The organism is Cellulosilyticum sp. WCF-2 (assembly GCF_003990395.1).
GTDB lineage: Bacteria > Bacillota > Clostridia > Lachnospirales > Cellulosilyticaceae > Cellulosilyticum > Cellulosilyticum lentocellum.
The window spans coordinates 3,633,954-3,657,384 of record NZ_CP034675.1 but is presented as its reverse complement, the minus strand read 5'-3'; the positions used below and the strand labels follow the sequence as shown (position 1 = coordinate 3,657,384).

At 35.3% G+C, this 23,431-nt stretch carries 19 protein-coding genes, 1 pseudogene and 1 riboswitch; of the genes and pseudogenes, 16 read left to right on the top strand and 4 right to left on the bottom strand.

Annotated elements, in window-relative coordinates; all coding sequences use genetic code 11:
* Positions 1-9 precede the first annotated feature (9 nt).
* The 7 genes from EKH84_RS16475 to EKH84_RS16445 all read left to right on the top strand — a co-directional run bounded on the left by EKH84_RS16475 (position 10) and on the right by EKH84_RS16445 (position 8,370).
* Positions 10-546 (top strand): hypothetical protein, encoded by a 537-nt coding sequence (locus tag EKH84_RS16475; RefSeq protein WP_127067146.1) that lies wholly within the window; start codon positions 10-12, stop codon positions 544-546.
* A gap of 182 nt (positions 547-728) precedes the next feature.
* Positions 729-1,076: a hypothetical protein gene (locus EKH84_RS16470; protein WP_127067145.1), complete on the top strand. Its 348-nt coding sequence runs from the start codon at positions 729-731 to the stop codon at positions 1,074-1,076.
* Positions 1,077-1,120: 44 nt separating this feature from the next.
* The gene (locus EKH84_RS16465; RefSeq protein WP_127067144.1) at positions 1,121-1,588 is read left to right on the top strand and encodes a GyrI-like domain-containing protein; all 468 of its coding nucleotides are present in this window, start codon (positions 1,121-1,123) and stop codon (positions 1,586-1,588) included.
* 272 nt (positions 1,589-1,860) lie between these two features.
* Entirely contained in the window at positions 1,861-3,552 is a 1,692-nt protein-coding gene (locus tag EKH84_RS16460) for a S8 family peptidase (RefSeq protein WP_243118682.1), read from the top strand.
* A gap of 10 nt (positions 3,553-3,562) precedes the next feature.
* The gene (locus EKH84_RS16455) at positions 3,563-5,935 is read left to right on the top strand and encodes a hypothetical protein (RefSeq protein WP_127067142.1); all 2,373 of its coding nucleotides are present in this window, start codon (positions 3,563-3,565) and stop codon (positions 5,933-5,935) included.
* 10 nt (positions 5,936-5,945) lie between these two features.
* Positions 5,946-7,718: a S8 family peptidase gene (locus EKH84_RS16450; protein ID WP_127067141.1), complete on the top strand. Its 1,773-nt coding sequence runs from the start codon at positions 5,946-5,948 to the stop codon at positions 7,716-7,718.
* A 367-nt stretch (positions 7,719-8,085) separates the two neighbouring features.
* Positions 8,086-8,370, top strand: a complete 285-nt coding sequence (locus EKH84_RS16445; protein WP_013657717.1) for a hypothetical protein — start codon at positions 8,086-8,088, stop codon at positions 8,368-8,370.
* 256 nt (positions 8,371-8,626) lie between these two features.
* On the opposite strand, the pseudogene EKH84_RS16440 reads toward EKH84_RS16445, so the two are convergent.
* From EKH84_RS16440 to EKH84_RS16430, 3 genes and pseudogenes are all read right to left on the bottom strand, one after another.
* Positions 8,627-8,830 (bottom strand): annotated as a pseudogene (locus EKH84_RS16440) (manganese catalase family protein); the annotation flags it as partial.
* 1 nt (position 8,831) lies between these two features.
* Positions 8,832-9,092, bottom strand: coding sequence for a spore coat protein CotJB (locus tag EKH84_RS16435; protein ID WP_127067140.1), 261 nt, complete (start codon positions 9,090-9,092; stop codon positions 8,832-8,834).
* The gene (locus EKH84_RS16430; protein ID WP_127067139.1) at positions 9,092-9,349 is read right to left on the bottom strand and encodes a spore coat associated protein CotJA; all 258 of its coding nucleotides are present in this window, start codon (positions 9,347-9,349) and stop codon (positions 9,092-9,094) included. Before EKH84_RS16430 ends, EKH84_RS16435 begins: the two co-directional genes overlap by 1 nt.
* A gap of 212 nt (positions 9,350-9,561) precedes the next feature.
* Between EKH84_RS16430 and EKH84_RS16425 the strand changes: the two genes are divergently transcribed.
* Both EKH84_RS16425 and feoB read left to right on the top strand, forming a co-directional pair.
* Positions 9,562-9,795 (top strand): FeoA family protein, encoded by a 234-nt coding sequence (locus tag EKH84_RS16425; protein ID WP_013657713.1) that lies wholly within the window; start codon positions 9,562-9,564, stop codon positions 9,793-9,795.
* A gap of 72 nt (positions 9,796-9,867) precedes the next feature.
* Positions 9,868-11,973, top strand: coding sequence for a ferrous iron transport protein B (feoB, locus tag EKH84_RS16420; protein WP_127067138.1), 2,106 nt, complete (start codon positions 9,868-9,870; stop codon positions 11,971-11,973).
* Positions 11,974-12,166: 193 nt separating this feature from the next.
* Here feoB and EKH84_RS22535 read toward each other — a convergent pair whose 3' ends face one another.
* A complete protein-coding gene (locus tag EKH84_RS22535) occupies positions 12,167-12,325 on the bottom strand; it encodes a hypothetical protein (protein ID WP_243118606.1) in 159 nt (52 codons plus the stop codon).
* Positions 12,326-12,683: 358 nt separating this feature from the next.
* Between EKH84_RS22535 and EKH84_RS16410 the strand changes: the two genes are divergently transcribed.
* From EKH84_RS16410 to ribH, 7 genes are all read left to right on the top strand, one after another.
* Positions 12,684-13,562: an NAD(P)-dependent oxidoreductase gene (locus EKH84_RS16410; protein ID WP_127067137.1), complete on the top strand. Its 879-nt coding sequence runs from the start codon at positions 12,684-12,686 to the stop codon at positions 13,560-13,562.
* Positions 13,563-13,784: 222 nt separating this feature from the next.
* On the top strand, positions 13,785-18,806 hold the full coding sequence (locus EKH84_RS16405; protein WP_127067136.1) for a DUF6531 domain-containing protein: 5,022 nt from the start codon (positions 13,785-13,787) through the stop codon (positions 18,804-18,806).
* Positions 18,772-19,344, top strand: a complete 573-nt coding sequence (locus EKH84_RS16400; RefSeq protein ID WP_127067135.1) for a DUF5104 domain-containing protein — start codon at positions 18,772-18,774, stop codon at positions 19,342-19,344. Before EKH84_RS16405 ends, EKH84_RS16400 begins: the two co-directional genes overlap by 35 nt.
* Before the next feature lie 162 nt (positions 19,345-19,506).
* Positions 19,507-19,622, top strand: a riboswitch (FMN riboswitch).
* Positions 19,623-19,877: 255 nt separating this feature from the next.
* Positions 19,878-20,969: a bifunctional diaminohydroxyphosphoribosylaminopyrimidine deaminase/5-amino-6-(5-phosphoribosylamino)uracil reductase RibD gene (gene ribD / locus EKH84_RS16395; RefSeq protein WP_127067134.1), complete on the top strand. Its 1,092-nt coding sequence runs from the start codon at positions 19,878-19,880 to the stop codon at positions 20,967-20,969.
* A 9-nt stretch (positions 20,970-20,978) separates the two neighbouring features.
* Positions 20,979-21,629, top strand: coding sequence for a riboflavin synthase (locus EKH84_RS16390; RefSeq protein WP_127067133.1), 651 nt, complete (start codon positions 20,979-20,981; stop codon positions 21,627-21,629).
* Between the two features lie 18 nt (positions 21,630-21,647).
* Positions 21,648-22,844 carry a bifunctional 3,4-dihydroxy-2-butanone-4-phosphate synthase/GTP cyclohydrolase II gene (locus EKH84_RS16385; protein WP_127067132.1) on the top strand — a complete coding sequence of 399 codons (1,197 nt, stop codon included), beginning with the start codon at positions 21,648-21,650 and terminating at the stop codon, positions 22,842-22,844.
* A gap of 27 nt (positions 22,845-22,871) precedes the next feature.
* Positions 22,872-23,336, top strand: a complete 465-nt coding sequence (gene ribH / locus EKH84_RS16380; RefSeq protein ID WP_127067131.1) for a 6,7-dimethyl-8-ribityllumazine synthase — start codon at positions 22,872-22,874, stop codon at positions 23,334-23,336.
* Positions 23,337-23,431: the final 95 nt, after the last annotated feature.

The following is a 23,431-nucleotide window of genomic DNA, read 5'->3' as shown; positions in this document are numbered from 1 at the left end:
AGAAATAAAATGTCTTTTAAAGAAAAAATAATTAAAATAATTGACCCAGTATTTTTCAAAGAACATGATGAATACTTCAAGAGATATTCAGATATGGTTGATAAATATAAGAGTTTAAAATTACAAAATACACAGCAAACAAAAATACTTGAATGTATTAATAATATTGGTAATCGTGATAATCAAGTTTTGAAAATAATAGATAATGACATAGTAATATTTAAAGAAAATAAATCTGATATTGTAGTAACTGCAAATTCTTTTCCTTATTGTAATAATTTTTATTGTAAAATTCTTTGTAAATGGAATTTTAAAACAAATAGTATTTATATAATAGATATTTATTCAAATAATATAAATAATGGATATGGAACTATTGCTATGCAAGCATTAATTGAAAATGCTACATACAATGGAATCAAAACTATAACCGGGAGCTTAAGTATTGAAGATACAAAAGATATTAATCACAAAGAAAGACTTCTTCATTATTATACTAAAAATGGATTTAAAATTATTGGTGATGAGCTTATAAATAAACTATAAGTAATAACAAAGAATAGTTTTAGATAGGATCAGGTGGAAATTCCTGATCTTATTTTTATATTAACTTATCAAATGTAAATTAATATAAGATGAAAAATTAATCCTCCTTCTTAAGATAGAAATATATGCAATAAACTGATATAATAGTTAGAAAATTGTAATATTTAAAAGGGGATGTAATGATGGGAACTAATAAAATAATAGGGTATGTTCTCGTTTTAAGTGGATTATTATTAAATAATAATGCAAGCGATTGGGTAAATATTGTATTAATAATATTTGTGCTAGGAACAATGTATTTAGAGGAGTTTAGAAAAAATCATGTATATATAATTAGTTTTTCAACAGTGATTATTACTACAGTACTTCAGGGGATTTCTTATATAAAAAAATATTCATCTGGTATAGGGTGGGAGATTACTAGCTTTAATATTGCATTTCCCGGTTATTTTTGTGAAGATATATTAATTATAATTGGGTGCATAGTATTATTTATAAGTTATAGAAAGAAGATACACAATAGAAAATAGATATTTTATAGATGGATAAATTTGAATTTGAAAGGAGTTCAAAAATGGCAAGTTTAGAAGTAAACGTGGAATATATAGAGCAACAGACGATATACGGACTATGGCAGAAATCAAACGATAAAACAATTTCTAAAGACATAAAATCTCTTTCCCAAAAATACCATATGGCGGTTTCAGTACCAGAGGGAGAGGTACTTCCCTATTTTGTTCTATCCAGAAACTACGATGAACAAAGTAACAATTTTGAAATGTTTATAGGCAGTACTTTTGATAAAGACGGCTTGGAAACCTTTATACTCCCTGCCAGTGAGTATGCTAAAATTACAGTAAAGCCTAAACTGGGCTTTTTGTGGGGTGCTTCCATTGGAGAAGCAAAACGATATTTTTACACAAAATGGCTACCTAAAAATTCTTATGAAGCTTTGAATATGGAATATGAATATCACACAGAAAAAAGCACTGGAAATCAGCCAACGATTGATATTATTTTTGCTATTCAAAGAAAGTCCTAAATTCCAGTTTATCGTAATAAATAGCTCTTAGACTAGCAATTAAAAAGATAGTTTGCATAAAAGCCACTAGCAAAAGTTAGTGGCTTTTATAGTTGTAAATAAATTTTTACATATTAATATCAACTTAAAGTTACTAAATGTGATACTTAGCATGATAAAATCATACGAGCTTAGTATTTTGCAAAAATATCCTCATAAGTGAATAGGAGTTAAGCATAAATATATATATGTGTTCTAAAGGATTATATAGGATTTTGAACTTTTATAAGGGGGTGTTGAAAATAGAAGAGAATGGTAATATTTATATCTTAATGAACTATGCACTTAGGGATATAAAAAATGTTGAATTACTAAAATCTACTTTTCCAAAACTTATTTTTAAACAAGTTGCAACATATATATATACTGTTCAAGTACCTAAAGAGAGTGAACAAGAATTTGTAAGATTACAACAAGTGATTAATTTTATATTAGAACCAGCGCCCTTTGGGCTTAATGTAACCAACGCATTGGAAGTATCTAATATTTCAATCTTTCATAACTATCCTTATGGTGAGTTAAGAGGAAGGGGGGTCTTGATAGGATTTGTAGATACGGGCATTGATTATACCAATACACTATTTCAAAATGCAGATGGTACTACACGTATTATATCTATTTGGGATCAAACAATTCAGGGCAATCCACCAGAAACCTATGGATATGGAAGTATATATAGCCAAAGGGACATAAATGCAGCATTACAAGCAGAAGACCCTTTTAGTATTGTACCATCAAGGGATGAAATAGGGCATGGGACTTTTCTTGCAGGTATAGCTGCAGGAAATGATCAAACAAACATAGATGGTTTTGCAGGTGGCGCTCCTGATTCAAGTATCGTTATGGTAAAATTAAGGCAAGTCAGTGCAAGAATTAGAGATTACCATATGATTAACAAAGAAGTACCAGCTTATCAAGATACGGATATTTTAACAGGAATTAATTATTTACTGGAGGTAGCATACGACTTAAATAGACCTATTGTCATTTGCATAGGTATGGGTTCAAATTATGGGCCACATAATGGGACGGAGATTTTAGAAATTTTTTTACAAGAGCTTTCTATAGCCCCTAATGTCATTACTGTCATTGCAGCAGGGAATGAAGCAAACAGTGGACATCATTACAGAGGAGAAGTTGCTCTAGGGATGAGCGAAGTAGTAGAAATTAATGTGGGTGAAAACGAAAGTGGATTTATTATGTTTATGATGACAGCTAGCGTTAACCGATTACGTATTTCTATAAGAAGTCCACTAGGTCAGGTGATTGAAAGTATTCCCATTTTATCACAGCAGGATCAGACTTATAGCTTTAATTTAGAACGAACCATAGCAACAGTAACTTATCGCTATCCCAGCTTTCTATCAGGGGATGAGCAAATTGTTATTAGATTACAGAATCCAACCCCGGGTATTTGGTCATTAGTGATTTTAGGGGAAATTATAGTAGATGGCGTGTTTCATATTTGGTTACCTAGACGTGACTTTATTGAAAATACCACTAGATTTTTAAGACCTGATCCTAATACAACAGTTCAAATCCCAGGAACACAGAGGTTTTCTCTAATAGTAGGGGCTTATGATTATATAGATGATAGTGTATATATTGCATCAGGTAGGGGACCAACGCCCAATGGTGTTATTAAACCTAATATTATTGCACCGGGAGTCAATATACAAGGACCTAGTCCAGGTGGAGGATTTACAACTTATACTGGTACAAGTGCAGCCGCAGCTATAACAGCTTCGGCCTGCGCATTGCTTTTACAATGGGCAGTAGTAGATAAAAACTCACCTTATATGAATACTGTAATTGCTACAGGGATTTTAGTAAAGAGTGCCAGAAGGCAAAAAAATGTGATGTATCCTAATAATCTCGAAGGGTATGGAAGGTTAGATTTACAAAGTAGTATTGCTGATATATAGGAGGGATATCATGAAATACATTGTGCCCAAGGTAGATGCGATGTTGTGTAAAACACTATTTCTGAAGCAAAGACAGGAACTAATAGAGTTTGGATCTATAATAGAACTTACAGATGATAAACTTGTAGAGATAAAAGAAAGAGTCACTGACATAGAGCCGGATTATGAGTTACTGTTAAAAAAGGTACCCTTTACGACAGTAAAAGGCCTAATACATTTACCAATTATAGTAGCAACGATAGGTAATAGAGTAGATTCAGCAGAGGTAAGTTATGAATATGATTTTTCTTCTCAAAAATGGGAAGAAAAAAATATAAAGGAACAACATACCCCATGGATTTGCTGTTATAGTAGTACCGAAAGAATTTACTCTAGTGAGTACTTAATGGGAATAGAGAAGCTTCATCAAATCGCCAAACAACTTAAGCGTACACTAGTGATTGTTAGTCATATAGAAAGTCAGTTGCCATATTTTAAATCTCATTCATTGATGCAGGAAATTTTCAATCTATATCTAGAAACATATAAGAGTATTTGTATAAATAGCGTAGCTAGGGAAGAAATATATCAATATGAATGTCCACTAAGTGAAAGAAATAAGTTTAATGAAAAGAGAATGATTTATACACATAAGTTAGAGGCTGAGGTTAAGTTACTCATAAAAAAGTGTTTTAGGAAACAAGGCAATGAGTTACTAGAAAATAAAAGTCAAATGTCACTTTATCAAGACAACTTTTATGACCGAATACCACTCAGTCAGAGAATATATGTGCCGCTTAATTTATTAGATGATAAAGATTATAGTTATTACCAAGAACTTGGATTAAGAACAGTTTGTGTGGGTAAAAATTATACATTTATCTATGATGAAAGGCAAAAGATAGATAGCTTTAGACAAGAAATAGCACATCATGTTCCGCCTAATTATATGTCACCTATTTTAACACCTGCGCTGATTCAAAAAGAAGAGGTAAAGCCTCTTAAAGCATATAACCAAGTATCACAAGAATTAAAATATCTAGGAGAAAGTGTTTACATTGGCATTATTGGGACAAAAGGGGTCGATTATAGAAAAAGTTATTTAAGAAATGAATCAGGGACAACACGTATTGCATGTATGTGGGAACAGAAGGAAGGTAACGAGGGCATTTATTATACTTCGAATCAAATTAATGCAGCACTAGCGTTATCTAATCCAGGAGAAAGTGTACCCTTGCCAGCTAGTGAAGAGGATGAAACCTTAATATTACAGATTGCTGGAGGAAAAGATGAACAGTATAGGGGGATTGCTACTCATGCTGAGTTTATAGTAGCTAAAATCAATAAAGCACCTGAAGCTATTAATAGGATTTATGGTGGAGTAGAAGAACAGGAAGGGGTGTTAATGCCAGAAGTTCTAGTGGCAGTACATAAACTCATGGAGCTTGCACAACTTAATAATAAGCCTATTGTAATCTATATTCCATATAGTACCAATATCTCTGCGCATGATGGGAGCAGCATAATAGAACAAATGCTCTCTCAGTTAGCAAGAAAACAAAACTATACCTTTATTATGCCTACAGGGGAGGAAGGTGATAAAAATCATCATAGTATTTTAGTAAGTGATTATGATGTATTAAATAAGGTTTCCTTACAAGTTAAAGAGCAGACACCTTACTTAGTGGGTATTATTTATATAAAATGTATTCAAAATACTGAATTTATGCTTTATCCTCCAAAGGATAATGAGCATGCCATTAAACTAGAAAGAAAAGCCATTACGAATAGAGAAAAGGCCACAATTTATTCAACAGGGCTTTTGGATGATTATAATAATGGCAGTCAATATATATTATTTAGTATAGAGAACATGACACCAGGAACGTGGACAATTGAGATAGAACAACAAGTTGCAACACGAGGAATGATTGATTTATGGCTTTCACAACAACAACTAAATCCTAATGTAACGTTAAGCCCTGCTACGCCATTTACGACATTGGGTTCTAATGCAACTACTGATGGAATTATTAGTGTATCAGGATTCGATGGACAAAACTTTGTAATCTTAAGAAGTGCAGGTAGAGGATTTAATTGGAATGGGATAACTAATCCTATATGTGTAAGTCGAGGGATATCTGTCTTAATATCGGATGATAGATGGAATAATGCAGAAGGAACAGCTATAGCAGCAAGTACACTACTTGGATCTATAGCTTGCCTATATGATAAATGGCAAGTTGAAATGGGGGAGCCAGGAGCTAATTCACTGATTATGAGGAATTTGATACTTAGTAATGTATATCAATTTGAAGACGTTACCTATCCAGATAGAAGTCAAGGTTATGGAGTATACCAATTAGAGAGACTCCCACAAGTATTAGCAACTCCCATAGATTAGGAGGTAAGCAATGATTACAAATAAGATTAATGCCACATTACAATTGGCACTACGCTATGAAAGGTTGCTAACTAAAGAAGTTAGAAGTTTATTTATGACAACAGAGAATGAAAGTATTTGGGAAGTCATCATGCAGTATGTAGGTAATATTAATCAAATACAGGAGAAATATGCATTTTCAGCATATAACCTACAAGGTGGATTTGCTCAGATTTTTATTAATAAGATGGAAATCCCTAATTTATCTAATCATCCACAAGTGGTATTCCTATCATTACCTACCATGTGTGAATACATTGATATCGGGTTAGGATCAGTATGTGCATCCAATGTAAGTAATCCAGGTGGAAATTTTACTGTGACAGGAGAAGGTGTTTTATTAGCAGTAATAGATTCTGGTATTGACTATAGTCATCCAGACTTTAGAAATATAGATGGTAGTACGCGTATTAAGTATTTATGGGATCAGACACTTTTGGGTACATCACCAGTAGGCTTTTCTAGTGGAGTAGAGTTTACAGGTGAGCAAATTAATGCGGCTTTAAGTCGGAACACGAAAGAAGAACAGCTTGCCATTGTTCCTAGCCAAGATATGATAGGACATGGTACAGCGATAACGGGTATTGCAGCAGGAAATGGGAGAGGTAGTACCGGTCGCATTAACAAGGGAATGGCACCAGAATGTGAATTGTTAATCGTTAAATTAGGAACAGTAACAAATGAGCATCCACGAGATATAGAAGTCATGCAGGGACTTTACTATGTAGTTAGAAAAGCAAAAGAATTAGAAAAACCTGTCGTAATTTTACTGGGTATAGGAAATAATTTAACGGCACATGATGGAAGTGCACCTATAGAACTATATATTAATCAAGTATATAATATGTGGATGACTAATATTGTAGTAGGTGTGGGCAATCAAGGAAATAGAGGAAGTCATACATCAGGCAAGGTTGATATAGGAACATTTGAAGAGCAACAATTACTAATTGAAGGAAATATTGCAAATTATGCTTGCTGTATCTGGAGCAGGTTTACTGATGATATAAAGTTAACTATTCAAGCACCTAATGGTGAAAAAACGGAGGAACTGAATTTGTTAAATGCTAGTCGTGCTTATTTGTTTGATGAAACAGCTGTAATGATTAACTTTTCGGCTCCGCTCACTAATATAGATAAACAGTTAATTTATATTTTATTCCAAGGTCAAGGTGGTAGGAATATTAATAATGGAATTTGGAACTTAACTATATCAGGTGGGAATATTATATTAGAGGGAAATTACCATATATGGGGAAGTATTGTAACAGAAACAGAAAATCAAACTCAATTTTTAAATGCAGATCTCAATCAAACTATAACAACACCAGCAACAGCAAATAAGATTACAAGTGTTGGAGCGTACAATAATTTTGCAGTACAACCGGTTTCTTTTTCAGGAAGAGGACCTAGTGCAGATGGACGAGTGAAACCTGGGATTACTGCACCAGGAGTGAATATTACAGTACCAGCCTCAGAAAGTGAAAATCTATATACAACATTATCAGGTACTAGCGCAGCTTCAGCTTTTGTAGCAGGTGCTTATGTTTTAATGATGTCGTACGGTATTTATCAACTAGGAAATATTAATTTGTATGGAGATATCATTAGAATTTTTATGTTACGTACTGCAAGACGACCAAGTAGTCAGTCACCTTATCCTAACATTACTTGGGGGAATGGAATACTTTGTGTTGAGGCAGCGCTTACAAGTATGAAAGAAGTAGTTGAACAGCGAAGGTAGATAATGAATGAGAATAGGTTATATAGAAAATAAAATCAAAATTTAATAAAGCAGGTAGCTGGTAGGTAGTTGTTAAATATAATAAAGATATATAAGGTATTGCAAGAAGTGAGGTGGATTATTCAAACTGGTTGCTAGATGATAATACAATGATTACATTGAAATAATGTATATTTAATTCTAATATAAAAATAGCGTGTAACTTTTGAATTAGTAAGGTTACACGCTGTTTTTATACTCTCTATAATGTATATTTATCTATTTTTCTTATAAACTACTATAGAAAATAAAATATATATAATAAAGATGGGAAAATGAGGTTAAATATACATAAGATACATGAGTATACATTGAAAGGATGGTATATGTGGAAGAATTAATACAAGAATATATAAAAAGGCTAGATGGGATAACTGTTGAAGAGTGGGAAACATTAAAGATTGTATTTGATAATAAGGTAAAATTAAATAAGGACCTAGAAAGAATAAGTGTTTCAAAAGCGGCTCAAATAATGCATCTTGATCCACACTTCATTAGGTTATGTTTGCAAGATGGCACTTTCTCTTTTGGAGTGGCCAAGAAAAAACCCGGGAATAAGAAGTGGAGTTATTACATATCACCCAAGTTATTCTATGAATATGTGGGCAAATGAAAGTATAAATTGCCGATTAAAATATACAAAAAAGTTACAAAAGTACTGATAAACCTTGCAAATACGTTGTTTACTGCTTATAAAATAGGAGTAGCAACAGAAAGCCAAATGAGTGACAGTAATAAGTGGTATATATATGACGCTGTTAATTTTAATAAAGGAAAGATCAAGCTGCAAAATGAATAGCATAATAAAAATCGTGTAGCCTTAGAATAGCATAGGCTACACGATTTTTATTATTTTATTGATAACTGTTATGGGCTAATTCTTCTGTACCAATGTCAGTTAACAGTCCAGCAATTTTGCGACTAGGCATAGTATAACGTTGGGATAAATAACGTAAAGAGGCACCAAGTTCTCCATCAGGACCACCATATTGTGAGATGATGAGCTGAGCTATTTTAGGGTTTGTTGTTGTAATCTTAACAGGGTATTGTAATCTTTTTTCATAATGCCACATATTAATTTGCCTCTCTTTCCCATGGCCATGGTGTTTCGCCCCAAGTCCATCCGTTAGTTACATTTACATCATCTGATGTTAAAGGTCCAAAGTAAGTTGTATATTCTTTTGTTGCTTGATTCATAAGTTGTTGATATTGTTTATAATGCTCTAATGCCTGTTGATTGCGAGGATGTGTGTCTAAAAAAAGGACAGCATCGAACATATTAAATCCTAGGATTCTGATTAAATCTAATAATTCGTTAGCGTTATTGTTTGTCATTATTTACACTCCTTTGCACAATTAAATGGAAGATCTAGTTCTTTAAAAATAGTGCCTCTTTGGAAGGCTTCGGCAGGTTCATATAAATTTCTCCATTGTTGAAAAGGGACATAGGCCATAGCAATAGGCATATTGTCTATACACTCGGTATAAGCTTTTTCTATATCTAAATGATTACCATAACTCATTTGAGGAATCATATTTTGCATATTTCTTGAATTCATAGGACTTCTAGAATAATTTCTATTGTTGAGCATCTAAAATTACCTCCTAAACGACTAATTGACACCTAAATATTCTAAAAATTTACTTGGTTCTTTCATAGTATATTAATAGGGACTTAAAAAGTTTCAATTATTTTAAAAAAATGTAAAAAATAAATTTTATGTAAGAAAATAGTAACATTATAACGGAAAATCATTATTATAGGAATAAGAAAGATTTTTATGTAATTCAAGGAGAGAGAAATATGAACGTATTATTATCGCTTACACAATTAAAAGAAGGGCAGACTGGAAAAGTAAAAACATTATATACAACAGGTAGTATGAGGCGCCGTCTGCAAGATTTAGGCATTGTAGAAGGAACGACTATAGAGTGTCTTCAAAAGAGTCCAAGTGGGGATCCTGTTGCTTATAAAATAAGGGGTACTATTATTGCATTAAGATCAGAAGATGCGAATAAGATTATAATAACGCATTAATAAAGTAACTGTGTCTTGTAAAGAGCGCTATTAATAAAAGGCTTTTAGTAAGGCATAAGTGAAGGAGGCAAGATGACACATTGTCCTATACAGGAAATAGAACCTAATGCGTATAGAGTGGCATTAGCAGGTAACCCTAACGTAGGTAAAAGTACAGTATTTAATGGCTTAACAGGTCTAAAGCAGCATACGGGAAATTGGCCAGGTAAAACGGTTACTTATGCGGAAGGGCAGTATAGTTACTTGGGTAAAGTTTATAACTTAATAGATCTGCCAGGGACTTATTCCCTTATGGCACATTCTAAAGAGGAAGAAGTGGCAAGAGATTTTCTTTGTTTAAAAGAGCCAGATGCGATTATTGTGGTGTGTGATGCCACCTATTTAGAAAGAAATCTTAATCTTACTTTGCAAATCTTAGAAATTTCAAGTAAGGTTGTTATTTGTGTTAATTTATTAGATGAGGCAGAGAAAAAGAACATCCAAGTAGACCTTGATAAGCTCTCTAAAATTTTAGGAGTACCTGTAGTAGGTACAACTGCTAGGAGCATGAAAGGACTTGAAAGACTTATACAGGAGGTAAGTATTCAAATAAGTAAGAAAGAAGAATCCCTGCCTATTAAGGTCAACTATATACCAAGTATAGAAAGAGCCATTGCTTGTATTCAGCCTTTGATAGCACTAGGTGATACCTTACCAGCGCCAGCTAGATGGTTTGCTATTAGACTACTAGAGGATTCAGAGACCTTTTTACCACTGATTGCACCTTATTTAAAAGAAGAGTATTGTCAGATTCCACAACTTGAAGCAAAGCTGGAAGAAGCTAAAAGTCTTTTATATGAGGAGCAGATTTCAACGCAGGAGCTCAAGGATCAGATTGTTATTTCACTGATAGCTACAGCAGAAGCCATTGCACATCAAGTGGTAAAATATCATTCAAAGGCGCGCTATAAAGATGATAGAAAAATTGACAAGATTTTAACCAGTAAATATACCGGCATTCCTATTATGCTTCTTTTATTAGGCATTATCTTTTGGATTACTTTATTTGGAGCCAATTACGTTTCAGATATATTATTTGGTTTTTTTTATAGGTTAGAAGTTCACCTTTTGAATGTTCTTCAGATATGTGGAAGCCCTATGTGGCTGGAGGAAGTGCTGATTAACGGGATATATCGCGTACTGACCTGGGTTATTTCGGTTATGTTGCCACCTATGGCCATCTTCTTTCCTCTATTTACATATCTGGAAGACTTGGGTTATTTACCAAGAGTGGCATTTAACTTAGATAAACCCTTTAAAAAGTGTTGTGCTTGTGGCAAGCAAGCCCTTACCATGTGTATGGGATTTGGTTGTAATGCAGTTGGTGTTGAAGGTTGCCGTATTATTGACTCACCCAGGGAACGCCTGATAGCGATTTTGACCAATAGTTTTGTACCCTGTAATGGGCGGTTTCCGACACTTATTATTATCATTAGCATGTTTTTTGTAGGTTCAGGGCTGTCACCCTTTACTTCACTGTTGTCTACCATACTACTGATGGCGATTATTATATTAGGAATCCTGTTAACTTTTGCAACCTCCTGGGTACTTTCCAAAACCATACTGAAGGGAATTCCCTCTGCTTTCACCTTAGAGCTCCCACCCTATAGAAAACCACAAATAGGTAAGATTCTTATTCGTTCCTTTCTTGATCGTACCTTGTTTGTTTTAAAAAGGGCAGTGCTGGTAGCAGCACCAGCAGGACTTGTGATATGGATCCTAGCTAATGTTACTATTGGGGATACAACACTGATTACTTATTTTGCAGATTTTCTAAATCCCTTTGCAGAAGCCATAGGCCTAGATGGCATTATACTTATGGCATTTATTTTAGGGTTACCAGCTAATGAGATTGTACTCCCTATTATGATCATGGCATATATGTCCACAGGGCATATTGTAACCCTACATGAAACTGCTGAAATTAAGGCACTACTTATTAGTAATGGTTGGACACCTATTAAGGCCCTATGTACCCTACTGTTTTTCCTGATGCACTGGCCTTGTTCAACTACACTTTTGACTATAAAAAAAGAAACGCAAAGTTTAAAATGGGCAGCAATCGGCTTTTTATTACCCACAGCAATGGGCATGTTGCTTTGCTTTTTAATTGCCAATATGAGTAGAGTTTTCTTTTGAAGTTTGCAAAACCCTTGAACATAGAAAAATCTAGGTTTGGGGGTTTTGGAATTTATAGAGAAATTTACTATATCCATCAATATAATTTCTTTCATAAGGAGTTTAATATGAAGTATAGGTTGTTAAAAGTGAATAATGAAGTGCTGGAGACACAAAAAGCCAAGTGAGTTATCACTTGGCTTTTTGTGTTAATTTATAAAGATTCATTTACAATAATTTCTTTGTTTTTAACTTGCTGGTATACTTTATTAACGATTCCAATTGTTTTTTCGCTTAGGTTAGGATTATCTGCTGGAAGTCCTACACCATCATTGGCGATAGTAAAGATTACTTTAACACCACGATCATACATTTGTGCAGCAATTTGTTGACCAGCAGCCTTATCATCAAATGTCCCTTGTTAAACCACGTTTACTTCATCTAAAGTAATCTGTGTACCTAATTGCGTATTGGCATATTCTACAGATATTAATAACATGGCAGAATCACTATAACATTAACTAATAATAGGGATTATAACTTGAATTTAGGTAATACGCCTTTTGAATCATGTGGTATAATGTAGCTATAAAATGATGATGCTTGGACCTGAATAAATAGTACTTTCAAAGAGAAGGTTGTTAAGTATGAACTATTTGGTAATGTAATATGAGATTTTGCGTGTGTTTTTAGATATAAATAGATACAAGTAAGAAGGAGAGAAGTAACTAATGAAACAAATAGCATTTATTGGTGTAGGTGTAATGGGTAAATCTATGGTCAGAAATTTAATGAAAAGCGGTTATGAGGTGTCTATTTTTACACGTACTAAAGAAAAGGTGTTAGATGTGATTAAGGAGGGAGCACAGTGGTGTGAGGATATTAAGACTTGCGTAACAGGTAAGGATGTTGTGATTACCATAGTTGGGTATCCTAAAGATGTTGAAGAAGTTTATTTCGGAGAAAACGGTATTTTAGAAAACAGTCAGCCAGGGACCTATGTGATTGATATGACCACTACTAGCCCACAGCTTTCTATGAAGATTTATGAAGCAGCTAGGAAAAAACAGATGAGTGCATTGGATGCGCCAGTATCAGGTGGCGATATTGGTGCTCAAAATGGGACACTTTCTATTATGGTAGGTGGAGATCGTGAGGCCTTTGAGGTGTGTCAGCCTATTTTTGAATGTTTAGGAACTAATATTATTTATGAAGGGCAAGCAGGAAGTGGTCAGCATACAAAGATGGCGAATCAAATAGCTTTAGCAGGAATCATCGCAGGGGTGTGTGAGGCAATGACATATGCCAAGCAGGTTGGCTTAGATGTACAAACTATGTTAGATAGTATTAGTAAGGGTGCAGCAGGAAGTTGGCAAATGACTAATATGGCACCACGTATTTTAAAGGGTGATTTAAATCCAGGATTTTTCATTAAGCATTATATTAAAGATATGGAGATAGCTACAGAAGAAGCGGATAAAGTGGCACTTCATTTACAAGTATTAAATGAAGTGCTAAAAATGTATAGAGCATTAGATGAGAAGGAACTAGGTGATTTAGGAACGCAGGCACTTATTAAGTATTATGATAATGAAACAGTTAAAGCATAAAGGGTCCCTATCTGGCAAAGCGTCAGATAGGGATATTTTAATGTGAAAAGCAGAAGATGAATTTTAATACGCCTATAAAGTTGCTATTCAGACATCTAAAAGTGCATTTAGTCTCGAAAATGAAAAAGAAAGGAAAAATATATTATACTAGATAAAAATACTGAGTTGGATACCGTGTTTAAAGAAATTTTATATTAATATAAATGATATGGAGGGTCTGAGTTGAAGACGAAATTTGATGTGAATCTACCCAATCTAAGAGAATCAGTAACGCAGTATACAGATCTAGCAAAGACTTTAGCTGACTATGTAACACGTCTTGAAACGGTAAGAAAAAATTTATCCAATCAATCGTATAGTGACATAAGAAGTGCATTAGTTGCCTTGGAAGAAGATAGCAAGGGGAGCCTTGAGAATTTAAAGGGGATGGGCAGTGCATTAAGTAATATCATACAACTCTATGAAAGTACGGAAAAAATACTACTTAATGCGGTTGCAGATAGTGGCAAGAAGAAAGAGCCGAAAGAGGTCCTTAAGATGTTAGATAAGCTTTTGGAAAGTTTAATAAAAATGCTTAAGGGGCTAGGCAACGAATGTTGTAAGTACGGCGGAGATCCTATTAATTTTGCAACAGGTAACTTTATTTATCACAGAGAGTATTTGAGATTAAAGGGATTATACCCAGTAGAATTTAAGATGTTTTATAACTCTATGGAAAAGCAAGAAGGAGCCTTAGGTAAAGGCTGGGTACATAATTACGAAATATATATTACCAAAGAAGACCAAAGGGCCATGTTACATTGGTCTGACGGTAAGGAAGAAACCTTTGTTAAGATGGAAGATGGCACCTATCTTCATTTTATTGGCAAAGCTGATAGGTTAAGTGAAATAGAAGAAGGCATGCTTTATGAGACAACACTTGGCGCCAAGTACTATTTTGATAAAGAAGGAAGAAATACTAGGGTAGAAGACGGCAATGGCAGATATCTGGAACTTATATATGATGGGGCTGGAAGGTTAGAAATAGTAAAAAGTATGTCTGGGGAAGCCTTATCTTATAAATATAATGAGGAAAATTTATTAATAGATGTATCAGATAGTGAAGGGCGGGCGGTAAGCCTAAGCTATGAAAAGGGGTATTTATCTCAGGTAAAAGATGAAGAAAATCACACCTTTCAGTACCGTTATGATACAGATGGTAACCTAGAGGTAATTACAAATGGAAGAGCTATTGATTCTATTAGAAATGAATATGATGACAAAGGACGTGTAACGAAGCAAAGCTATCCAGATGGGGGAGAGATGCTACTAGAATATGATGATGCAGCAAAGACTATTCATGTCACTGAGCAAAATGGTAATCAAATCGCCTACATCCATGATGACAATATGCGTAGTGTAGAGACTGTGTTTGCTGATGGCAAGATTCAATATGCCTACAATGAGCAGAATCAACAAACAGAGGTAACTGATAAAAAGGGTAATAAGACCAAATACGTCTATGACGTAGCAGGCAATTTAGCAGAAATAGAAAATCCATTAGGTGAGAAAGTAGAGATGGCATATAATGCCATGAAGCTCGTTGAAAAGATTAAAATAGGCGGCGAAGACTTTCAGTTGAATGAATACGATGACAAAGGTAATCTTACCCTAAGGAAAGATGGGCTTGGAAGGGCTATTGCACTAACCTACAATGAATATGGTAGGCCCATAGAAGTCAAACAACCTGATGGCAGTATCATAAGTCTAACTTATGATGCACATGGTAATGTTCATTCTATCAAGGAGCCTATGGGTGGAGAAACACACTATGAATATAATGGGTTTGGTCAAGTCTCAGCCACGATTGATGGGAATGGTAATCGGACGGAATACACCTATAATCTCAAAGGAAACATCACTCGGGTAAAAAATGCAGAAGGCAATGTAAGACATTTTTACTACAATGAAAGCGGCAAGGTCGTATGCATTAAGGAATTTGATGGTAGTGAGATTAAGAGAGAATATAATGCGATCAATAAACCAATGAAACTCATTGATCAAGAGGGCAATGTCACTATGCTTGAGTATGACAGTATGTTTAATGTCACACGGAGAATAGATGCAAATGGTGGTGAAACAAAGTTTATATATGACAAGCTCAACCGCTTAGCGTGCATCATCAATCCAAAAGGTGCTAAGGTATGTTATGAATATGATGCAAATGGTAATCGTACCAAGATTATAGACGCAGATGGCGGTGCGGTGAAGCTAAACTATGATGCCCTCAACAGGTTAATAGAGGTAGAAGATGCAGACGGATCAGTGAGCCGTATGGCATATAATCAATTTGGCCAACGAACTAAAATGATAGATGCTATGGGCAATACACGAAAGATTATCTATGACAAAGCAGGACAGAAGATAAGTTCTATAGATCCTAAGGGAAATGAGACAAGATACAGTTATAATCCTCTTGGCAAGGTAAGTGAAGTAATAGATGCAGCAGGGCGTAAGACCAAATATGATTATTTATCTGGTGGGATGTTAGCAAAAATTACTTATGCAGATGGCACTTATGTAAGCTATACCTATGATCAGAATCGGAATGTAAAGAGTAAGCAAAATCAAGAGGGCTTTACCTTATTTTATTCTTATGATTCAATGAACCGCATAGAAAAGATTGAAAGCAGTGAAGGACAAACAAAATGCTACAGTTATGATGCCATGGGAAATGTAAAATCTGTAATAGATACGAATGGCAATACGACATGGTACAGCTATACACCATCAGGTCGTCTATTAGCCATAACAGATACAATGGGTAATCGTACCGAATACAGTTATGATGAAATGGGAAGTTTAACGGAAGTTTGCCAGTGGGGCAAGCAAGAAGAGCTAGCAGAAGCTTTAATGTTGAATAAAGATAACCAAAATGCACATTTTGTACAATATGAACGTGATGTACTTGGTAATGTCACAATGATAAGAGATGCTTTAGGCAAGGAGGAAAACTATACTTATGACGCTAGAGGGCGTATGATAGAAAAGATAGATCAAGAAGGCCTATCTACCCAATACGACTATACATCAGGTGGCCAGCTCGCTCAAATTCAGTACGAAGATGGCAATGCTGTTAAGTTTTCATATAATGCACTCAAACAGCTGACTCAGATTAAAGACTGGTTGGGCGTAACAACCATTGAAGTGGATGCGCTAGGAAGGCCCACAAAGATTACAGATCATGCAGGTAGAGAAACGGTCTATACAAGAGGGATTATGGGACAACGCCTCAGTATGCAATATCCAGGAGGCAAAGAAGTAGAGTATGGATATGATGAGTTATTAAGACTTACCTCGCTTCGGGATGAAAATGGTGTATTTCAATACCAATATGATAATAGTGGTAAGTTAATGAGTAAGTTATTACCTAATGGGGTAAAAGCAGACTATACTTATTATTTATCAGGGACCCTTGCAAGTTTATGCTACTGGGATGAAGAAGGAATGATTGATGGCTATGAGTATCAATATGATGCGGCACAAAACAAAACAAGGATTACACAAACAAGACGTAACTTACCAGAAGAAAGTGGTACATATGATTATAGATATGATGCCTTAAACCGTTTAGTAGCTGTAGTAAAAGATGGCGTTTCTCTTAGAAACTATGGTTATGATGCATTTGGCAATCGTACCTTTTTAGAAAGTGAAGGAAGCCGAACAGAATACAACTATAATGCAGCTAATCAGCTCATTCGCACCATAGCAGCAGAAGGTATGACAGATTATGGTTATGATGCAAGAGGCAATCTGACTCAGATTATAGAGAATGGCACATTAAAGCAAGCTTATGAGTATAATAGCATGAATCGTATGGTGCGAGCTATGAATGGGGACCAAATGACGTCTGTCTATGAATACAATGGCCTGGGACAAAGAGTGAGTCAGCAGATTTTTGAAGCGGATTATTCATCTGTAAAATCTATAGAATACGTCCTTGACCAGACAAAGCGTTATAACAATATACTTTTGATGCTAGAAGGAGACAATACTCGTGAATTGATGTGGGATGGTAGCGTAGCAGCAGAAAAAAGCAAAGAGGGCGTTCATTATTATCTTCCAGATGAGATGGGAAGCCCACTACGTTATATGGATGCAGGTGGGAAAATTACGGAAAGCTATAGCTTTGATGAATTTGGTAATGATACTCTTGCAAAACCAGAAGAAGGGCAACCTTTTGGATATTCGGGCTACTATAAAGATAATGTGTCAGGCACTTACTTTTCTCAAGCACGTGAATATGACGCTAAAAATGGTCGCTTTAGAGCAAAAGATAGGATAAGGGGAATTCAAGCAGCACCCTATACATTAAATGAATATAGTTACTGCTGGAATCGTCCCCTTAATTTTGTAGACCGTGACGGCGCTTTTCCTAGTTGGTCAGATGTACAAGATTGGGTAAGTGATAGTGCAGATGCCGTTGGGGCTTGGGTTGGTGATACAGTCAATTCAGCAGGAGAAGTCCTAAGTGATGCAACAACTACTTTCTTTAATGGTGCAGACTATATCATGGACAATTATGTCCCTCCAGTAGTTAAAGATGCCATGAGCGATGCGGGCAATTTGATCATCGGAGCAGGCCGAGACCTAATAGAAGTTGAGGTTTTTGGCTATTCCATAAGTGATGCAATGGCAGATATGTCGCAGTCTTGGTTAGGAGAGGCATTCTTAGATGCAGTTAACTTTGAGAGAACTTCTGATGGAGTATATCACACCAATCCCAATTGCTGGCAAGCACCGTTTGGTTATAATGATTTCTATGATTATATCTTTAATGCGGCTACATCTATGGATAAGTATAAGTCCCTACCATTTACAACAGAAGACGGGACAACATATACGCTCTGGATGTGGAAGGGGGATTATTTGAATCTAGGTGCTGGGTGTGAAACAGGAATTTATTATGGAGATGGTTATCACTTAAATAGTGCAACAGATACAAATTTACATATGACGCTGAGTCTTTATGATAAGAATACAGGAGAAAAGATATTTGAGTATAATCCAGATGATCCACAGTGGTGGATTTCAGGCTTTAATCCGAAGTATCAAGATAGGAATAAAAATGAGTTAGAAGTAAGGGGGAGTATAGATTTTTCAGATAATCCTAAAATGTGGAAGGCATTTTATACTGGAAGGATGAAAGGACAAGAAGGGTGGTGTTTTGATGAAGAAAATAAAGTGGCATATTATAAGTGGTAAAAATATAATTAGAAATGTAAAGCTAATAATATTAGGGACAGGAGTTTGCGTAATGGTTGGGAGTATAATGGGGTGCAATTTTAGATCTAGATTAGATTATTTAGCAGAATCTAACCGAACTGATGATGAACAATCAGAGGCAACAAGACAATCTATAATAGATGCCTTAGAGGCACAAGATGCACAAGGCCTAAAAGCATTATTTTCAAAATATGCGTTAGAAAATGCAGAAGATCTAGATGAGAAGATAGAAGAGTTGATGGATTTCTATCCAGGATGTAACGGAGGATTTGATGGGGGATGTAGTACACTAGAAGGTACGGATTATGGAGTAAGAACAAAGGTGTTAAATGGAACATATACAGTAACAAATGATAATCAAGAATATTACTTGATTTTTACTATACAAATACGTAATGATGAGGAACCGGAGAAAGTAGGTTTGCATCTGATAGAGGTTGTGACTGAAGAAACAATGCCAGAAGGATTTAAATTTAAAAATCAAAAGGATACCCCAGGCATTTATGTACTAGAGTAAGTGTATTCATATAAAAGTAATTACTGAGAGGTTAAGGTTGCATAAGAAAATGAGTCTATTTCCAATTAGTAATTGAGATGAAAATAGAACCAAATACAAATGTTCCATAAAATGAATTGACAATAAAGTTAATTTTAAATATTATATATAATGAAAAACTTAATAAATCTTCAGGGCAGGGTGTGATTCCCTACCGGCGGTAAAGCCCGCGAGCCTAAATGGTATGATTCGGTGAGATTCCGAAGCCGACAGTATAGTCTGGATGAAAGAAGATAAATACAAGGTATAGTGATTAAATATAATCTATATTTTATATTGAGCTCTGAAATAGTAATCTATTTCAGAGCTTTTTTAGATTGATTAATCAGCATAATGTTTATGTCGGGAAGTCTAGAGAGGTTTGCCCATTTATTATGACATAAGCAGTATGAATACTTATAGAAAAGGCCCTGAGTACATGTGACTCAGGGCCTTTTTTGTAGATTAACTCTAAGATTGTTAAGTTTATCTATAAAAGAAAGTGAGGTGATAGAATGCATGAGAACTATATGAGGTATGCATTAAATCTAGCCAAACAAGGAAGAGGAAAAGTAAGTCCGAATCCTTTAGTGGGGGCAGTCTTAGTAAAGGAGGGAAGGATAATAGGTGAGGGCTATCATGAAGTTTATGGCGCTAACCATGCAGAAGTTAATGCTATAAAGAGTGCTTCACAAAAGAGTGAAGGGGCTACCTTGTATGTTACCTTAGAACCTTGTAATCATTATGGAAAAACACCACCCTGTACAGAAACCATCATTCAAAACAAAATAATGCGGGTAGTTGTTGGGATGAGAGATCCGAATCCCTTAGTGGCAGGTAGTGGTATTAAGAGGCTTGAGGACGCTGGCATTGAAGTGATAGTAGGCATTCTAGAGGAAGAATGTCGTAGGCTTAATGAAATATTCATCAAGTATATTACTAAACAACAACCATTTGTTTTATTAAAGGCTGCAATGACGTTAGATGGAAAAATTGCCACAGTAGCAGGCCAGTCAAAGTGGATTACTGGTGAAGCGTCAAGAGAAATGGTTCATCAACTAAGAAATGCTTATTCAGGTATTATGGTGGGGATAGGAACGGTTATTAAAGATGATCCCCTGCTCACTTGTCGGCTTATAAGCGGAAGAAACCCTGTCATTATTGTAGTAGACAGCACACTAAGAATACCTATGAGCTCTAAAATAATAGGTGGCACCAGTAAGGTAATAATTGCAGCAGTCAAAGAAATAGAAGAAATGGCAGTGGATAAAGTAAAAAAGTTAGAAGAACTTGGCGTAAAGGTATTATTTGTAGAAGCTTACAAACATCGAGTCAATCTAAAGGAATTGATGATTCAGTTGGGAAAACTGGGGATAGACAGCATTTTAATCGAAGGTGGAGCGGAAGTAAACGCAAGTGCATTAGAAGCTGGCATAGTAGACAAGGTGCAGTTTTACATTGCTCCCAAACTAGTAGGTGGGCAAGCTAAGACGCCGGTGGCAGGTAGGGGGATTGCCGATCTGGAAGAATCTATAAAGGTCGAAAATTTGCAAATAAAGCGGATTGGAGAAGACATCTTATTAGAGGGGTATATCATACAGAAGTAGGTGATTAAAATGTTTACAGGTATTGTAGAAGAAATCGGGCATGTGGAACATATTCAAAACGGAGAGAAATTTTCAAGAATCAAAATTAATGCTGTAAAAGTATTAGAACAAAGCCAAATAGGGGACAGTATTGCTACTAATGGTGTATGCCTAACCATTACCAATATGACGTCAGGCAGTTTTGAAGCAGATATTATGGCAGAAACTTTAAGGAAAAGTAACCTAGGAAGTCTGAGAATAGGAGCAGCTGTAAATTTAGAAAGAGCAATGCGTTTAAGTAGCAGGTTGGGAGGGCATCTGGTAAGTGGTCATATTGATGGTATCGGTGAGATGATGAGTATTACTAAAGAAGCAGCAGCAACCTGGATTACTATTAAAGCACCAGCAGAAATACTAAGATATGTGGTTCTTAAGGGAAGTATTGCTATTGATGGTATTAGTTTAACTGTAGCCGATGTAACTAAAGAATATTTCAAAGTATCTGTTATACCTCATACAAAAAATAAAACTACTTTGTTAATGAAGGGGGTAACAGACCAAGTTAATCTAGAAGTAGATATCATTGGGAAATATGTTGAAAGATTACTAGGATTAACGCATGAGGTTCATAAAGAAAATAAGATTGATGAAGATTTTTTAAAAAAACATGGTTTTATGTAAAGGATAGGAGAGATGTAGATGTTTTGTAAAATTGAAGAAGCAATTAAAGCGATTCGAGAGGGAGAAATCATCATTGTCATAGATGATGAAGGAAGGGAAAACGAGGGAGACTTACTAATGGCTGCCCAAAAGGTAACAGGCGAAGCTATTAATTTCATGGCTAAATATGGCAGAGGTCTGATTTGTATGCCTATAGAAGAAGCATATGCTAGTGCCTTACAACTTTCACCTATGGTCAATAGGAATACAGACCATTATGAGACGGCTTTTACTGTTTCTATAGATTATAGTGCAACAACAACAGGCATTTCAGCCTTTGAGAGAGCTTTAACGATTCAAAAGGTTCTAGAAGAAAGTCCAGCAGAAGATTTTAAGAGACCAGGGCATGTTTTTCCGCTCATAGCCAAAAAAGGGGGAGTACTTAAGCGAGCTGGACATACTGAAGCAGCAGTTGATCTAGCCAGATTGGCAGGACTAAAACCCGCAGGTGTTATCTGTGAAATCATGAAAGAAGATGGAACCATGGCAAGAACACCTGATCTTATAGAGTTTGCTAAAGAACATGAGCTAAAAATCATAACAATAGCAGATCTTATTACATATAGGCAGCAAAGGGAAGCTTGTGTTGAGTTAGTAGCTCAGGCTAAGATGCCTACCAGGTATGGTGATTTTACCATGTATGGTTTCGTTAACCTATTAAATGGAAAGCATCATGTCGCATTGGTTAAAGGAGAAATAAATGAAGCTACGCCTATACTGACACGCATTCATTCAGAATGCTTAACAGGAGATGCACTAGGTTCTAAGAGATGCGACTGTGGTGAGCAGTATGATGCAGCGATGAAAAAAATTGCTGAGGCAGGTAGTGGTATCTTAGTCTATATGAGGCAGGAAGGAAGAGGAATTGGCCTTATTAATAAGATAAAAGCTTATGCCTTGCAGGATCAAGGTTATGATACAGTGGAGGCAAATATGATGCTTGGCTTCTTAGAAGATATGAGAAATTATCATGAGAGTGTACAAATACTGAAGCTATTAGGTGCAAAAAAGATTAAGTTAATGACCAATAATCCAAGAAAAATACGAGGCTTAGAAGAAGGTGGGATAGAAGTTACTGAAAGAGTACCTATCCAAATGAATCATAATGAAAAGAATGCCTTTTATTTAAAAACGAAACAAGAAAAACTAGGACATTTATTAAATGAATCTCGTTAAAAGAAATTTAAATCGGAGGAAACCAAAATGAAAGTAATCGAAGGAAATTTAGTGGCACAAGAATTAAGAATGGGGATTGTAGCAGGGAGATTTAATGAATTTATTGTTTCAAGGCTAGTAGGCGGAGCAATAGATGCGCTAAAAAGACATGGCGTAGCATCTGAAAAAATAGAAGTTGCTTATGTGCCAGGTGCTTTTGAAATACCACTAGTGGCGAAGAAAATGGCACAAAGTGAAAAATATGATGCAGTCATTTGCCTAGGAGCGGTCATAAAAGGTTCTACACCACATTTTGATTATGTTTGTGCAGAAGCCTCAAAAGGAATTGCAAGTGTTGCTATGCAGACAGAAAAACCGGTTATTTTTGGTATTCTAACAACTGATACCATTGAGCAAGCTATTGAAAGAGCGGGAACAAAAGTAGGTAATAAAGGGTATGACGCAGCGGTAACAGCTATTGAAATGGTAAATTTATTAAAGCAGTTTGAGTGAGGTAAGCCTAAAATAAATTGTATCATACTACTTTTTACAAAATCTTATATAAAAGAAATGGCGTAAAAGATCGAGGGTGAATCTACTCATATTAA

Bases quoted from the DNA above. Each gene is read 5' to 3' on its own strand.
- EKH84_RS16470 (WP_127067145.1), top strand. From the start codon at position 729: ATGGGAACTAATAAAATAATAGGGTATGTTCTCGTTTTAAGTGGATTA.
- EKH84_RS16465 (WP_127067144.1), top strand. From the start codon at position 1,121: ATGGCAAGTTTAGAAGTAAACGTGGAATATATAGAGCAACAGACGATA.
- EKH84_RS16430 (WP_127067139.1), bottom strand. From the start codon at position 9,349: ATGCTCAACAATAGAAATTATTCTAGAAGTCCTATGAATTCAAGAAAT.
- ribH (WP_127067131.1), top strand. From the start codon at position 22,872: ATGAAAGTAATCGAAGGAAATTTAGTGGCACAAGAATTAAGAATGGGG.
- EKH84_RS16455 (WP_127067142.1), top strand. From the start codon at position 3,563: ATGAAATACATTGTGCCCAAGGTAGATGCGATGTTGTGTAAAACACTA.
- EKH84_RS16425 (WP_013657713.1), top strand. From the start codon at position 9,562: ATGAACGTATTATTATCGCTTACACAATTAAAAGAAGGGCAGACTGGA.
- EKH84_RS16400 (WP_127067135.1), top strand. From the start codon at position 18,772: ATGAAGAAAATAAAGTGGCATATTATAAGTGGTAAAAATATAATTAGA.
- EKH84_RS22535 (WP_243118606.1), bottom strand. From the start codon at position 12,325: ATGTATGATCGTGGTGTTAAAGTAATCTTTACTATCGCCAATGATGGT.
- EKH84_RS16390 (WP_127067133.1), top strand. From the start codon at position 20,979: ATGTTTACAGGTATTGTAGAAGAAATCGGGCATGTGGAACATATTCAA.
- EKH84_RS16410 (WP_127067137.1), top strand. From the start codon at position 12,684: ATGAAACAAATAGCATTTATTGGTGTAGGTGTAATGGGTAAATCTATG.
- EKH84_RS16385 (WP_127067132.1), top strand. From the start codon at position 21,648: ATGTTTTGTAAAATTGAAGAAGCAATTAAAGCGATTCGAGAGGGAGAA.
- feoB (WP_127067138.1), top strand. From the start codon at position 9,868: ATGACACATTGTCCTATACAGGAAATAGAACCTAATGCGTATAGAGTG.
- ribD (WP_127067134.1), top strand. From the start codon at position 19,878: ATGCATGAGAACTATATGAGGTATGCATTAAATCTAGCCAAACAAGGA.
- EKH84_RS16435 (WP_127067140.1), bottom strand. From the start codon at position 9,092: ATGACAAACAATAACGCTAACGAATTATTAGATTTAATCAGAATCCTA.
- EKH84_RS16475 (WP_127067146.1), top strand. From the start codon at position 10: ATGTCTTTTAAAGAAAAAATAATTAAAATAATTGACCCAGTATTTTTC.
- EKH84_RS16450 (WP_127067141.1), top strand. From the start codon at position 5,946: ATGATTACAAATAAGATTAATGCCACATTACAATTGGCACTACGCTAT.